Raw genomic sequence first — 13,561 nt, 5'->3', positions numbered from 1 at the left:
TGACGGGAGCGACGTCATGACCTCTGACGTCCGTACCGAGATCAGGAATCTCGTGCTCAACCACGACGCCGAGGGCCTGGCTTTGCGGCTGCCGAAGCTCACCGACGCGGAGCGGGCCACCGTCGCCGCCGAGTTGCCGGGCCTGCTCGCCGAGCTCCGCGAGAGCCCGGCCGCCGATTGGGACGCCTTCGGCTGGACCGCCGACAGCCAGGTCTCCGCCCGGTCCGAGGTGCTGATGATGGTGGGCGCGGCGACCATTTCCGGCCCTGCTGGGGCGGCCACCTGGCTGATGAAGCGCGACCTCAATTCCCGCTGGTCCGGCGCTCCGAGCCCGCACCGGCTGGTCAAGGCGGTCTCCGGCCGCCCGATGGCCTGGCGTGCCGATCTGGCGGTACGGCTCGCGCGCCGCATCCGCCGTCCCGGCGACCGGATCGTGCCACTGGCCTTGGAACTGCTTCGCGACAGCGAGGCCACCCCACCCGACCACGAGCCGCTGGTGGCTGCCTGGTTGTCGGCGGTGGGCGTGGCCAAGGACCCGCTCACGCCCCACCTGCTTCCGAAGATCTTCGAGGCGGCAGGCGCGGGCCGGGCGCTGCTCAACGAGACGCTCACCCCGAAGCCGTCCCGCCGGCTGGCCCTGGTGGCCCGCACGCTGCCGCGCGAGCAGATCATCACCGGGTGCGTGAGCCGTTTCCTGCTCGGCGGTGACGCGCAGGACCTGCGTTTCTTCGTACGGTTGCACACGCTTGTCGCGCCCACGCCGGAGGAGTCGGCCGGGCGGCTGCGCGACTATCTGCGTCTGCTGCCCGCCGCGCCGGGCCCGGTAGCCGAGCTGGCCTGGCAGCAGGTGCGCCGGGCGCGGCTCGCCCCGGAAGATGTCGCCGAGGCCGTCGAGGCGATGACCTTCCGCCGAGAGGCCAAGCTCGCCGTGAAGGGCCTGACCTGGCTCGACCGCGACCTCTCCACCACACCGGAACGTGTGACCGACCACGTCACCGCGCTGACCAACGCGTTCTCGCACGCGTCTCACGAGGTGCGCGACCGCGCGGTTGCCCTCACCCTGAAATACGCCGACCACGTCACCGATCCCGCCCCGATCCTGGACGCGGCCGAATTGCTGCCCCCGGCCTCGGCCCGGCCGCTCTTCGAGTGCTTCACCGAAGGCTGGACCGGCGATTTCACCCCCGGCCGCCTGCCGGAAGCCACCGTCCCCGGCCCGTTCCCCACCTCCGGCCTGGAGAGCGGCCCTCCGGAGGAGATCGGCTGGATCGACGTCGAGGCGTGGCTGGCGGCGGTCACCCGGGAGGCATACACGAACCCGGACTCCCTGCGGGAAACGCTCGCCCGGCGGTTCGGCGAACACCTGCGGCCGGTGCTCTACGACGCGCCGGCGTGGCAGTCCCCGCGTGACTGGTGCACCGCGCTGGCCAGAGAACTCGTCAACCCCGGCGAGGATCCGGGGCCGCCCGGGTCCCGTCCGCCGAGGCGGCTCCCGCCGTACCGGAAGACGGTCTCCGAGGAGCAGCGGACCGACGCGGAGCAGGCCTTCCCCGGCCTGTCCGGCGATCTCGGGCAGGCGCTGTACGACGGCATGGTGAACGTCGCGGCCGCGGCCTTTCAGCTGTTCCCGGGCCTCCGCAGGATCGTCCCGCTCCACGAGATGCCCGACTACGTGCAGGAGGAGATGCTGCGGACGACCGACGTCCAGACCGACCCCTACGACCTCCACGACCTCTACGATCCGAAGGCGCGACCTGCGCCCGCCCCCTGGAACCGTCTCCCCCACCCGCGGGAGTGCGCCCGTCCCCACGCCTTCCTCCTGGCCCGCCTCGACGAACTCCTGCGTGCCGCGAAGGCCGGCGCCCTGCCCCCGGTGCTGCTGGCCACCCCCACCCGCGCCGACGGCCACCTCGATCCCGAGACCTTGCTCAACCGCCTGGCCGTGTGCGCGGAATCCGGCTGCGAACCGCTCCCGCTGGACCTGGAACAGGCCCTGTTGCGCATCGCGCCCGATCCCGCCCCCGACCTGGCCGAACGCGCGAAGGGCATCGGCTCTGCGGCGGCCGCGGCGGTGGCCCGCCGGTTCGAGCGGGGCGCGCCCCCGACCCCGGAGGTGAAGCTGACCTGGACCCTCGACCTCGGCTCCCGCGTCGTGCCATACGACGACGATGTCCTCGACCAGCGCGGCATCGCCAACGTGAGCTGGCAACCCGTGGCGCCCACCGGCCTCGCCCACCTCGACGCCCTGCTGACCGCGCCCGGGATGCGCCCGTTCCGGCGTGTGTCACGTCACTTCTGGCCTGGCATGATGCCCCACCACCGTGAGCTCGCGGCGGCCCATCTGGCGATCGGCCTGATCGACCGTTTCGACCCGCCCGACATCGCGATCGACGACCTCCGCAACCTGGCCCTGGCCGAAGGCACGTCCGGCCCGGCGACGGCCCTGGTGTTGGCCTACTTCCTTACCCTGGAGGGCGACGACGCGGTGCCCCCGTTGCTTCAGCTGGCGGCCAAAAGCGCGCTCCCCGCCGCCAAGACGGGCCACCTGCTGGGCCTGCTCAGCCACCGCACCCGCTACGAGGCCGACCCCGCGTTGCCCTCCCTGGAGCTGGCCGCCAAGCGGGGCGCGCACGCTGAGGTGTGGACGATCCTGCGCCACTTCCTGGCCGTCTTCCTTCCAAGGGAGGGCGAGCGGGCCCGGCGTCTGCACACCGACGCCGTCGTGCTGGCCACGGACATCGCCACGTGGGCCGACGCGCGCGGTGAGCTCCCCGAGGTGGCCACCCACGCGAAGAAGCGCGGTTCGACCTCGCTGATCCGCGCCTGCCGGAACCTCCACCAACTCCTGACCCGGGAAACCTGATCGGCTTAACGGTGGAGGGGGCCGACTGTCTGACGCACCGCTCCAAAAACGCGTTCATCAGCGGTGTGACGTGCTCGTCGAGGGCGGTGATGAGTCAGCGGGCGGTCAGTTCCCTCAGGTCGACCGCGTTCACCAATGCCTGCAGCTCGGGCTCGGTGTATAGGTCGAGTGGGTGTGGCTCCTTGGCGGTGCCCTTTGGGTTGAACAGGAGGTGGTCGGCGATGTTGTTGACCACGGTGGCGGCGTCGGCGGGGTTCCATCGCACGCCCTCTAAAGAGTGGCGTTTGAAGCGGCCGGCGAGCATGCAGCCGACCTCGACCCGGCCGTAGGCGTTGATTCGGTTGGTGCGCAGGACGACCGTTCGTGCGGCGGTGAGTCCGGGGGCTACGGCGAATGCCTCGCGCAGGGTGGCCAGGCTGGGCGTCGGCCAGGTGGCCACTGAGGTTACGGGAGTAGCCGCCCACCGGCCCGGGGCATCGTCGGCACACGCCTATGTGGTCGCCTTGGTGAAGGTGGTTCGGGAAGGGGGTGGGAAGCCGGGGGCGGTTTCCACGGCGGACAGTAGGCCGGCCTCGATGCTGTCGAGGGCGGCCTTGACGGCGCCGAGTGCGACGGACTCGTCGCCGAGGGAGGAGAGGGTGAGGCGTGGGGCGTGTTCGTGGAGGCGCTCGACGTGTTTGCGGATGGCGTCGAGGATGACGTCGCCGCCTCGGGACACGCCTCCGCCCAGGACGATGAGCTCGGGGTCGACCGCCAGGGCCATGGCGACCAGTCCGGTGGCGAGGTCGGCGGCGAAGCCGTCCAGGGCGGCCAGCGCCAGGGGGTTGCCCTCGCGTGCGGCGCTGAACATGGCCTCACGGGCGGGTTCGATGCCCGAGCCGGCCAGTGCCTCCACGTGGGCCGGGGCCTGTGCCCAGCCGAGTTGCGGCAGCGCGCCGACGAGTCCGGCGGCTCCTCGGTGGCCGCGGTAGATGGCGCCGTTGATCAGGATGCCCGCGCTGGTGCGGTTGCCGGACAGGACGTAGACGACGTCGCGGGCGCCGCGCGCGCTGCCGCGCCAGTGTTCGGCCATGGTGCCGAGGTTGTTGTCGCTGTCGACGTGGACCGGCATTCCCCAGCGGGCCTTGAACTCCGCGGCGAGGTCGAGCCCGATCCAGCCGGGCAGGCCGTTGCCGCCGTAGCGATCGACGGTGCCGTGCTTGCCGATGACGCCCGGTGAGCCTATGCCGGCGCACCACACGTCGTCCATGTCGAGGCGCGCCGCGCGCAGGCAGTCGCGCACGACCGCGTCGGTGAGGGAGAGGCGTTCCTGGGCGGGGGCGTTTTCGCCTACCTCGGCCCTGCGGGATGACCGGGGTTCGCCGCGCAGGTCGGCCACGATGCAGAGGATCTTGTGCACGCCGATGTCGACGCCGATCACGTGGCCGGATTCGGCGGCGAAGCGATAGCTCTTGGCCGGACGGCCGGGGCGCGCGTCGCGGGCGGGCTCGTCGAGCTGGACGATCCAGCCGAGGTCGACCAGATCGCGCACCACGTCCTCGACGGCGGTGCGGGACAGGCCGAGCTGCTCGGCCAGCTCGCTGACCGTGTGCGGCCGCTCGCGGAACCTGAGCAGCGCCGCGTGAGTGTTGATCCGGCGCAGGAGCGAGCGGTCACCTGCTCCCTGTGGCACGGAGGGCATGGGTCTCCCGCAGGGTTGTCTTGGCAAGTTGGTTATTTATCCTAGCGCGCTGGTCCAGGCCATGCTGGTGGATTGGAGGGTTGACGCTTGGCGGACTGATGCGTAATTTACATGCCAAGTTTGTTAATTAAGTAGAGGTCGCAGCTATGAACCGTCACCTCGCCGCAGCGGCCGCAGCGGTCGCGTTCTGTCTCGTCCTGTCCGGGTGTGCCGCCGACAACGCCCCGGCGGAGAAGAAGGGCCCGGTCGGCATCGACTACGTCATATGGGACGCCAACGCGCTCAAGCCGTACAAGGAGATCATCGCGGCGTTCGCCAAGCAGCGCCCTGACATCACCGTCAATATCCAGGCACTGCCCTGGGAGCAATACTGGACCAAGCTTCAAACGCAGGCGTCGAGCAAGAGCCTGCCCGACGTGTTCTGGGTCAACGAGCCCAACGCCGCCCTCTATGCCGCCAACGGAGCGCTCGAACCGATCACCTCGCTTCCCGCGGAGAACTTCCCCCGGGGGCTGATCGACAGCTACACCTCCGGCGGCAAGCTCTACGCCTCGCCGAGGGAGATCGGCACGATGGGCGTCTGGTACAACAAGCGCCTCTTCGACAAGGCCGGCGTCGCCCACCCCCGCAAGGGCTGGACGCAGGCGGACTTCCTCGACGCCGCCCGGACCATCTCCAAGAAGCTGGACGTCTTCGGTGCGGCGGCGGCCCCGTGGACCGGCCAGGAGACCTACTACAACACGATCTACCAATCCGGCGGCGAGGTCGTCTCCGCCGACAAGAGGCGCTCCGGCTACGACCGTCCGGAGACCATCGCCGGGATCAAGCTCTGGGTCGACCTGGCCAAGGAGGGCGTCTCACCGTCGGTCCAGCAGATCACCGACACCCCCGTCCCGCAATACTTCACCTCGGGCAAGCTCGCGATGATGTGGTCCGGTCCGTGGAACGTCAACACGCTCAAGGACGCCAAGCTCGCCGGCGACTTCGCCGTCGCGCCCATGCCGAAGGGCAGCTCAGGCCTGGTCACCACGGTTCAGGGCGGCGCCGACGCGGTGTCGGCCCAGTCCGAGCACAAGGAGGCGGCGCAGGCCTTCCAGGCGTTCCTCGGCTCCAAAACCGCCCAGGAGCTCTTCGGCGCCGCGGGGCTTGGAATCCCCGCCTTCAACGGCAGCTCGGGCAGCTTCACCGCCGCCTTCCCTCAGTGGGACCTCACGTTCTTCGCAGAACAGGCCGCGAACGCCGCGCCGTACCCGGCCTCGATCTCCGCTGAAGCGTGGAACAAGCTGGAGAACGAATATCTCACCAAGGCATGGCGGGGCGAGTTGTCGGTCGAAGAGGCGTGCAAGCAGCTCGCGGCGGCCATGAACGACGTCCTCGCCGCCGAGCCCAAGTGATGTCCGCCCGCAGGCACGACGGTGTATGGCCGTGGATCTTCATGACCCCGATCCTGGTGCCGCTCGCGATCTTCTTCCTCTGGCCGCTGCTGCGCACGCTCTACTACAGCTTCACCACGTGGAGCTTTTTCGGAGAGGTCCGCTGGACCGGGCTGGACAACTACGAGCGGTTGCTGTCCGATCCGGACTTCACACTCGCCCTGGGGAACACGGCGATCTACACGCTGATCGTCATGCTCAACGTGCCGATCGCCGTCTACCTCGCGGCGCTCATGAACCGGCCGGGTCTGCGCCTGCGGGCTCTCTATCGCGCTCTGTACTTCCTGCCCGTCGTCACGATGCCGGTGGCCGTCGCCATCGTCTGGCGCATGCTCTATAGCGGCGACTTCGGGCTGATCAACGCCTTCCTCGGGTTGTTCGGGATCCAGGGGCCCTATTGGCTGTCCACCCCGGGGGTGTCGCTCGTGGCCGTCGCGATCGTCGGCATCTGGCTCTCCCTCGGCTTCAACATCATCGTCTTCAGCGCCGGACTGAACGGCATCCCGCCCGAGCTCTACGAGGCCGCGGCGATCGACGGCGCGACGCCCTGGCGGCAGTTCCGCTCGATCACGCTGCCGTTGCTGACGCCGACCCTCTTCTTCGTCACCGTGCTCACCCTCATCGGCGGCTTTCAGGTGTTCGACCTCATCTTCGTCATGCTCGGCACCGGCCCGAACGCCGAACGATCGCAGACGCTCGTCTACTTCTTCTACAGCGAGGGCTTCCTCCACAACGACAAGGGCTACGCCACCGCGATAGGCATCGTGATCATCGCCCTGATCGCGCTGCTGACCGCCCTCCAGTTCAGGCTGCAGCGCAGATGGGTGCACTATGCGTAAACACCTCGGCGCTCACCTCGTCCTGCTCGGCGGCGGCCTGATCATGGTCTCGCCCTTCGTGTATCAAGTGCTGGCGACGTTCATGACGAACGACCAGATCACCTCCGTTCCCCCGACCCTCTGGCCCACCGAGTGGGACCTCGGCGCCTACGCCGCGGTGTTCGCGCAGATCCCCTTCCTGCGCCAACTGCTCAACACCGTCGTCATCACCGTGCTCACCACCGTCGCCACGCTGGTGCTGTGCGCGCTCGGCGGCTACGCCTTCGCCAGGATGCGCTTCTACGCCAAAGGCCCGCTGTTCGCGTTGGTCCTGACGATGCTCATGGTGCCGGGCACGCTGCTGCTCATCCCGCAATACCAGACCGTGCAGAGCTTCGGCTGGCTCGACTCCTTCGCCGGGATCGTGGTGCCCGGCCTGGTCAACGCCTTCGGCATCTTCATGATGCGGCAGTTCTTCCTCGGGCTGCCGAGGGAGCTGGAGGAGGCGGCCAGGCTCGACGGCGCCAACCCCGGCCAGGTGTTCTGGCACGTCATGCTCCCGCTGGCCAGGCCGGGGCTGAGCGCGCTTGCCATCCTCACCGTGATGGCGTCGTGGTCGTCGCTGCTGTGGCCGCTGGTGGTGGTCAACAGCCAGGACATGATGCCGCTGTCGGTCGGGCTCGCCTCCTTCACCGGCGAGCACGGAACCCAGTTCCCCTCCATGCTCGCGGCCTCGCTGATGGCGATGCTGCCGATCGTGATCCTTTTCCTCGTGATGCAGCGCCGTGTCATCGAGGGCATCGCTTTCTCAGGACTCAAATGATGAAAAGACGCCATTTCCTCGGTGCGATGACCGCGCCGTTACTCGTCGCCCTCGTCGATCCGGCCCTCGCCACCGCCAAGGCTCCCCCGCGCTTCCGCGTCGGACCGCACCGAGGCAGCCCCTGCCTGTTCGTCAACGACGTGCCCCGCTTCCCGATGTACCTGTTCGAGCAGGAGATCTCCGCCGCCGACGCCCCGCCGTTCGAATTCTTCTCCTTCATCGAGAAGACCAGCTTCCTCGACCTCGGCTGGACCGGCCCCGGACAGCAGGACTTCACCGTCATCGACCGCGTCATGCGCGTCTTCGCCGAGCACGCCCCCTCCGGCTACGCCCTGCCGCGCCTGCACCTGTGGGCGCCGTCGTGGTGGCTGGACACCCACCCGGGCGACGTGGTCGACTACGCCATCACCCCAGGTACGGCAGGCATCCCGCGGGACGCCTCCTTCGCCTCGCTCACCTGGCGGCAGGAGGCCGGGGCGATGCTCCGTTCCATGGTCCGCCACCTGCTCGACGGCCCAGAGGGCAGGCGCGTCATGGGCGTCACCATCGCCGGCGGCCTCTACGGCGAATGGCTGTGCTACAACGCCGAATACCTGCCCGACACCAGCGAGGCGATGCGCCGGGCATGGATCGCCGATCTGCGGGAGAAATACGGCGACGACGTCACAAGGCTCCGCTCGGCCTGGAACGATCCGGCGGCGACGTTCTCCGGAGCCGCCATTCCCACCGCCGCCGACCGGCGCGCCCGCAGCGTCGGACTCTTCCGCGACCCCGCCACCTCACAGCGGGTACTCGACTACTACGAGACCTACCACCGCGTCACAGCCGAGGCCATCGCGCACTTCGCCCGGATCGTCAAGGACGAGAGCGGCGGCAGGCTGCTCGTCTCCGTGCTGTACGGATATTCCCCCGACCAGGGCTACCTGCCCCAGGAGCAGCACCACCGCGCCGTCGCCGAGTTGCACAGGATCCGCGACGTCGACATGGTGACCTCGCCCCACTCCTACTATCGGCGTGCCCCCGGCGACGACGGCGCCTTCCGTACCTATACCGAGAGCCTCGCCCTGCACGGCAAACTCTTCATCGACGAGGCGGACGACCGCACCCATCTGGCCCCGCCGGGCACGTCCTTCGTCTACGCGACCACGATGGCCGAGTCGCTCGGCCTCGTCCGCCGCGCCTTCGGCCAGGCGGTTACCCACGCGTGCGGCATGTGGTACATGGATCACTCCTCCGGGCTCTGGTACGCCGACCCGGCCTTCGGCGCCGAGTTCACCCGGCTCAACCGCTGGGGTGACTACTCGCTGAACCTGCCCAGGCAACGTGTCTCGGAGGTGGCCGTCATCTCGGTGCCGACCGCCGAGTTCGCCCTCGCCGGCGACACCGACACCACCGCCAAGCTCTACGAAGGGCCCTCGCTCACCAGCCGCCAAGGCCTCGGGGAACTCAGCAAAGCGGGCGCGCCCTTCGACCGCTACGTGATCGACGACCTGGTCGAGGGCCGCGTGCCAGGCCACTACAAGGTCTATGTGTTCCCCGACGCCTTCCGGCTCGACGCGGCGCAAAGGGCGGCGATAGCCGTACTGAAGTCCGCGGGGCGCACTCTCGTGTGGGGTTGGGCACCGGGTTACGCCGACCGGGCGGGCCTGTCGAAAGCCGACGTCGAAAGCCTCACCGGCTTCGATCTGGACCTGGTGACCGCGAGCGGCGGCCCGCCACCCGACCCGTCGGCGCCACTCGACGTCGAGGACTTCGAGTCCGGCACGTATAACGGCACCGGCTACCACGGGCCGGGGACGATCGTCTCCGGAGAGGTGCACGGCTCGGCACCGAGCACCACCGATTGGCACGAATTCCTGTTCAGCAAGCCGTCGGACATCCCGCTGGAGGCCAACGCCGGCTATCGCGTGCGCTTCTCCGCCCGGACGCTGACCGCACCCGGAGCCGGCGCGTATTTCTACTTCCTGGCGCGTACGGCCTCAGGCGGGGTGCCTCAGGACGTCGGCGTGCACCAATGGACTGACAGCGGCACCAAGGAGTTCGAGTTCACCCTCAAGAACTTCACCGACTACTACCTCATCTGGGGGGTTCACAACGGCGGCGGCGTGGCCGTCGACGACATCGTCGTCACCAAGATCGCCAACGCCGGGATGCCGCCGGTGAGCTACCGGCTGGACCCGGTCGTCTTCCCCGGCGACACCGCGACCTACGGCGGTGAGATCGCGCTGGACCCGCTCTTCCACCCCACCGGCACCGGTTTCACCACCCTTGCCCGGTCCACCGGCCCGAAGCCGCGGCCGGTCATCGCCGGCAAGGCCATGAACGGCTGGACCTCCGTGCTGGCGAGCGCGCCGCCGCTCCCCGTGCCGGTGCTCCGCAAGGTCTACGCGGACGCCGGCGTCTGGCTTTACACCGACGGCGGCGACGGGCTGGAGGTGAACGCCTCGTGGATCAGTCTGCACGCCGCCACCACGGGCACCAAAACCATCAGGCTGCCACGCCCCGAACCCGTCTACGACACGGGAGCCGACCGGCTGGTCGGGACCGGCGTCACCACCGCGCAGTTCACCCTCAACAAAGGCGACACTCTTCTTCTCACCAGGAGCAACCCGCTCGTGCGCGGCGGCGTACGCTTCGACTTCGAGACCGGCGACCTCGGCCCCTTCACCCAGGGACCCGGCGGGACCGGCAACGGCATCACGCAGACGGCTGTGGTCTCCGGGCGCTATTCCGCGTACGGCACAGCCGAGCGGAACGTCGACCGGTGTGATGTCCTCTGCTCCGATCCGGCGCACATCACGCTCGAACCCCGCACGAAGTACAGGGTTGAGTTCTCGGCGAAGGCGAGCGCCGCGCCGGGCCCCTCCGGCCATTTCTACTTCCTAGTCCGGTCGCAGGACGCCGGACCGGCCGGTGACGTCGGCGTGACACGCTGGCGCGGCCCCCTCGGCCGGATCGTCACCCGCTCGGTCACCTTCACCACGGGCGACCGTACCGACTATCGCCTCATCTGGGGCATGCACCTTGGGGGAGCACTTTCCATTGACGACATCACCATCGCCCGCAGGCGCTGAACCCGTGCGCGTGATCATCGAGACCGATTTGCGCGACGACGTCGACGACGCGGGCGCCCTCGCCGTCGCGCACGCACTGAGCGACGCCGGGGCGCTCGACCTGCTCGCGATCGGGATCAACACCTGCGGGCACTGGAGCGAGAGCGCGGCGCGCGTGATCAACTCCTATTACGGCAGGCCGGGGCTGCCGGTCGGCGTCCGGCACCCGGTCGGCACCGAGATCGGGCCGGAGGACTACGCCAGGGCGATCAGCCGTATGCATCCCGAGATCGCTCGGAGCCGGGCGCCGCGGGAGGCGGTCGGCGTGCTCCGGGCCGCGCTCGCCGCGGCGCGCTCCGGCGTCACACTGGTGTCGATCGGGTACTACGGCAACCTGGTGGACCTCCTGCGCTCCGGCCCGGACGAGTGGAGTCCGCTGAACGGGGCCGAGCTTGTACGCCGCACGGTTGTGCGGACGCTGGTCATGGGCGGCCGGTTCGGTGGGGGTTCCGCCTCCTCGCGCGTGGGCGAGCACTCCCTGTCCAGCCTCCCCAGCGAGCACAACTTCGCGCACGACCCCTCCGGGCTCCCCGCCGAGCACAACTTCGCGCATGACCCCGCACACACCGCCGGCTTTCTCCAGGGGTGGCCGGGGCCGGTCGACTTCGTCGGCTGGGAGGCGGCAGCCGACGTGGTGACCGGGCGGCGGCTCCACACCCGGCACAGCGCGGCCACACCCGTCGCTGTCGCCTACGCGCTGCACAGTGGCAAAGGCAACGGCAGGCCGAGCTGGGACCCGCTGACCGTCCTCCTGGCCGCCGGCGACCTCCCCGGTTTCATCCGGTGGAGCTCTCCCGGCACGGTCTCGGCCGACTTCGCCGGCCGTACACAATGGGTGGCGCACCCCGGAGGGCGCCATCGCCACGCGATCGCCGTCGCCCCGCCCGACGTCCTCGCCGCCGCCGTCGACGACTACCTGGAACGGCCCCCGCTCAGGCCCTGGGGACTCACTGAGGAGCGGCCAAACGGCCCGCTCGTGACAGCCGTCGACCCACAGGAGGTAGAGCACACATGTTGAGAATCGGTGTCGTGGGCGCCGGAGCCCGCAGCTCCCTCGCGGATTATGTCGGGCCCGGCGGCGGCCGGATCGTCGCCGTGGCCGACAACTCGGCGGCCGGCCGCGAGCGCGCCGCACGTGCTTTCCCCGAAGCGCAGGTGGTCGACGACCACCGCCGCCTCCCGGCACTGGACCTCGACGGCGCCCTCGTGCTCACCCCGGACCACACCCACGCGACGGTCACCCTCGACCTGCTCAGGGCGGGCATCCCGGTCTACCTTGAGAAACCGATGGCCACCACCGTGGCGGACTGCGACGCCATCCTGGCGACCGCCCGGGCCACCCGCACCCGGCTGGCGGTCGGGCACAACATGCGCCACATGCCGGTTGTGCGCCTCATGAAGGACCTGATCGACACGGGGACGATCGGCGAGGTCAAAACGGTGTGGTGCCGTCATTTCATCGGGCACGGCGGCGACTTCTACTTCAAGGACTGGCACGCCGAACGGGCCAAGACCACCGGCCTGCTCCTGCAGAAGGGCAGCCACGACATCGACGTCATTCACTGGCTGTCCGGCGCCTCCAGCGTCGAGGTCGTCGCCATGGGCGACCTCATGGTGTACGGCGGGATCGCCGACCGGCAGGACAACTCCGACCGGCTGATGGGGCGCCTGGCCAGCTACGACAACTGGCCGCCGCTCACCCAGACCGGGCTCAATCCCGTGATCGACGTGGAAGACGTCTCCATCATGTCCATGCGGCTTGGGAACGGTGTGCTCGCCAACTACTCCCAATGCCACTTCGCGCCCGACTACTGGCGGAACTACACCGTGATCGGAACAGAGGGGAGACTGGAGAACTTCGGCGACTCTGACGGCGGGGTCGTACGGTTGTGGAACTCCCGCTCGGAGTACAACGGCGCGGGAGACCGGGTCATACCGATCCCCACGGGAGAAGGCACCCACGGTGGGGCGGATGTGGCGATCGTCGAAGAGTTTCTCGGCTTTCTCCTCGGGAAGCGTGCGCTCGCCACCTCACCGGTCGCCGCCCGCGACAGCGTGGCCGCGGGTGTCGCTGCCACAACGTCCCTGCGCTCGGGCTCCGCGCCGCAGGTGGTGCCGGCGGTCGCCCCGGACGTGCGCGCTTACTTCGACGCGGGACAACCTTGACAGGCTCCCTGCCGCCGACGGCCACCTCGGTGCCGGCGGAGGTTCGGAGGCCGTTCGCGGTGATTCCAGACAGGAGAGTGGTACGATATCTGGTACCGCGCCTAAAGGGAGGCTCCTGATGTCCATCAACGCAAGTGAAGCCCGGCGCAGGCTGTTCCCGCTCATCGACGAGGTGAACGACAACGGTGCGGCCATAGAGATCGTGGCCAAGAACAACCGCGCCTATCTCGTGCCCGCCGCGGAATACGAGGCGCTGGCGGAGACCGCTCATCTTCTCCGCTCCCCGGCCAACATGCGCCGCCTCATCGCGTCCTACCTGAATGCCGTGGAAGGCCGGCATGAGATCCGCGACCTCATTGACCCCGCCGCACAGCAGTGAAGCTGTCCTTCACTCCTGAGGGCTGGGAGGACTACACCTCCTGGCTTTCCGCCGACCGGCAGGTCCTCAAACGGATCAATCGGCTCATCGAAGACGCCCTACGCGACCCATACGGAGGCATCGGTAAACCCGAACCTCTCAAACACGCGCTCCAAGGAGCGTGGTCCCGTCGCATCACCGAGGAACACCGCCTCGTCTACCTGCCTCGCGACAACCAACTGATCATGCTCCAGGCGCGCTATCACTACTGAGCGCTCATGCTGCCCCTTTGAACGCATCGGTTAG

General features: G+C 69.0%; 11 protein-coding genes. 9 read left to right on the top strand and 2 right to left on the bottom strand.

Annotation, left to right across the window (positions count from 1 at the left end; all coding sequences use genetic code 11):
* The first annotated feature begins 16 nt into the window (after positions 1-16).
* Positions 17-2,863 (top strand): hypothetical protein, encoded by a 2,847-nt coding sequence (locus tag Ssi02_RS34420; RefSeq protein WP_204031903.1) that lies wholly within the window; start codon positions 17-19, stop codon positions 2,861-2,863.
* A 94-nt stretch (positions 2,864-2,957) separates the two neighbouring features.
* Here Ssi02_RS34420 and Ssi02_RS34415 read toward each other — a convergent pair whose 3' ends face one another.
* Entirely contained in the window at positions 2,958-3,302 is a 345-nt protein-coding gene (locus Ssi02_RS34415; protein ID WP_204031900.1) for a hypothetical protein, read from the bottom strand.
* 51 nt (positions 3,303-3,353) lie between these two features.
* A complete protein-coding gene (locus tag Ssi02_RS34410; RefSeq protein WP_204031898.1) occupies positions 3,354-4,544 on the bottom strand; it encodes an ROK family protein in 1,191 nt (396 codons plus the stop codon).
* 146 nt (positions 4,545-4,690) lie between these two features.
* On the opposite strand from Ssi02_RS34410, the gene Ssi02_RS34405 reads away from it, so the two are divergent.
* The 8 genes from Ssi02_RS34405 to Ssi02_RS34370 all read left to right on the top strand — a co-directional run bounded on the left by Ssi02_RS34405 (position 4,691) and on the right by Ssi02_RS34370 (position 13,527).
* Complete coding sequence (locus tag Ssi02_RS34405; protein WP_204031896.1) at positions 4,691-5,938, top strand: ABC transporter substrate-binding protein; 1,248 nt, start codon at positions 4,691-4,693, stop codon at positions 5,936-5,938.
* A 41-nt stretch (positions 5,939-5,979) separates the two neighbouring features.
* On the top strand, positions 5,980-6,816 hold the full coding sequence (locus Ssi02_RS34400; protein WP_239130262.1) for a carbohydrate ABC transporter permease: 837 nt from the start codon (positions 5,980-5,982) through the stop codon (positions 6,814-6,816).
* A complete protein-coding gene (locus tag Ssi02_RS34395) occupies positions 6,809-7,618 on the top strand; it encodes a carbohydrate ABC transporter permease (protein WP_204031891.1) in 810 nt (269 codons plus the stop codon). The genes Ssi02_RS34400 and Ssi02_RS34395 overlap by 8 nt, the downstream gene beginning before the upstream one ends.
* Positions 7,618-10,692: a carbohydrate binding domain-containing protein gene (locus Ssi02_RS34390; RefSeq protein ID WP_204031889.1), complete on the top strand. Its 3,075-nt coding sequence runs from the start codon at positions 7,618-7,620 to the stop codon at positions 10,690-10,692. The genes Ssi02_RS34395 and Ssi02_RS34390 overlap by 1 nt, the downstream gene beginning before the upstream one ends.
* A 4-nt stretch (positions 10,693-10,696) precedes the next feature.
* On the top strand, positions 10,697-11,749 hold the full coding sequence (locus tag Ssi02_RS34385) for a nucleoside hydrolase (RefSeq protein WP_204031887.1): 1,053 nt from the start codon (positions 10,697-10,699) through the stop codon (positions 11,747-11,749).
* Positions 11,743-12,897, top strand: a complete 1,155-nt coding sequence (locus Ssi02_RS34380) for a Gfo/Idh/MocA family protein (protein WP_204031885.1) — start codon at positions 11,743-11,745, stop codon at positions 12,895-12,897. The genes Ssi02_RS34385 and Ssi02_RS34380 overlap by 7 nt, the downstream gene beginning before the upstream one ends.
* Before the next feature lie 118 nt (positions 12,898-13,015).
* Entirely contained in the window at positions 13,016-13,276 is a 261-nt protein-coding gene (locus Ssi02_RS34375; RefSeq protein WP_204031883.1) for a type II toxin-antitoxin system Phd/YefM family antitoxin, read from the top strand.
* Positions 13,273-13,527 (top strand): Txe/YoeB family addiction module toxin, encoded by a 255-nt coding sequence (locus Ssi02_RS34370; RefSeq protein WP_204031881.1) that lies wholly within the window; start codon positions 13,273-13,275, stop codon positions 13,525-13,527. The genes Ssi02_RS34375 and Ssi02_RS34370 overlap by 4 nt, the downstream gene beginning before the upstream one ends.
* Positions 13,528-13,561: the final 34 nt, after the last annotated feature.

Origin of the sequence: Sinosporangium siamense (assembly GCF_016863435.1) — a bacterium.
Taxonomy (GTDB): domain Bacteria; phylum Actinomycetota; class Actinomycetes; order Streptosporangiales; family Streptosporangiaceae; genus Sinosporangium; species Sinosporangium siamense.
This window is presented reverse-complemented; position numbering and strand designations above follow the sequence as displayed.

Bases quoted from the DNA above. Each gene is read 5' to 3' on its own strand.
- Ssi02_RS34420 (WP_204031903.1), top strand. From the start codon at position 17: ATGACCTCTGACGTCCGTACCGAGATCAGGAATCTCGTGCTCAACCAC.
- Ssi02_RS34410 (WP_204031898.1), bottom strand. From the start codon at position 4,544: ATGCCCTCCGTGCCACAGGGAGCAGGTGACCGCTCGCTCCTGCGCCGG.
- Ssi02_RS34405 (WP_204031896.1), top strand. From the start codon at position 4,691: ATGAACCGTCACCTCGCCGCAGCGGCCGCAGCGGTCGCGTTCTGTCTC.
- Ssi02_RS34400 (WP_239130262.1), top strand. From the start codon at position 5,980: ATGACCCCGATCCTGGTGCCGCTCGCGATCTTCTTCCTCTGGCCGCTG.
- Ssi02_RS34395 (WP_204031891.1), top strand. From the start codon at position 6,809: ATGCGTAAACACCTCGGCGCTCACCTCGTCCTGCTCGGCGGCGGCCTG.
- Ssi02_RS34390 (WP_204031889.1), top strand. From the start codon at position 7,618: ATGAAAAGACGCCATTTCCTCGGTGCGATGACCGCGCCGTTACTCGTC.
- Ssi02_RS34380 (WP_204031885.1), top strand. From the start codon at position 11,743: ATGTTGAGAATCGGTGTCGTGGGCGCCGGAGCCCGCAGCTCCCTCGCG.
- Ssi02_RS34375 (WP_204031883.1), top strand. From the start codon at position 13,016: ATGTCCATCAACGCAAGTGAAGCCCGGCGCAGGCTGTTCCCGCTCATC.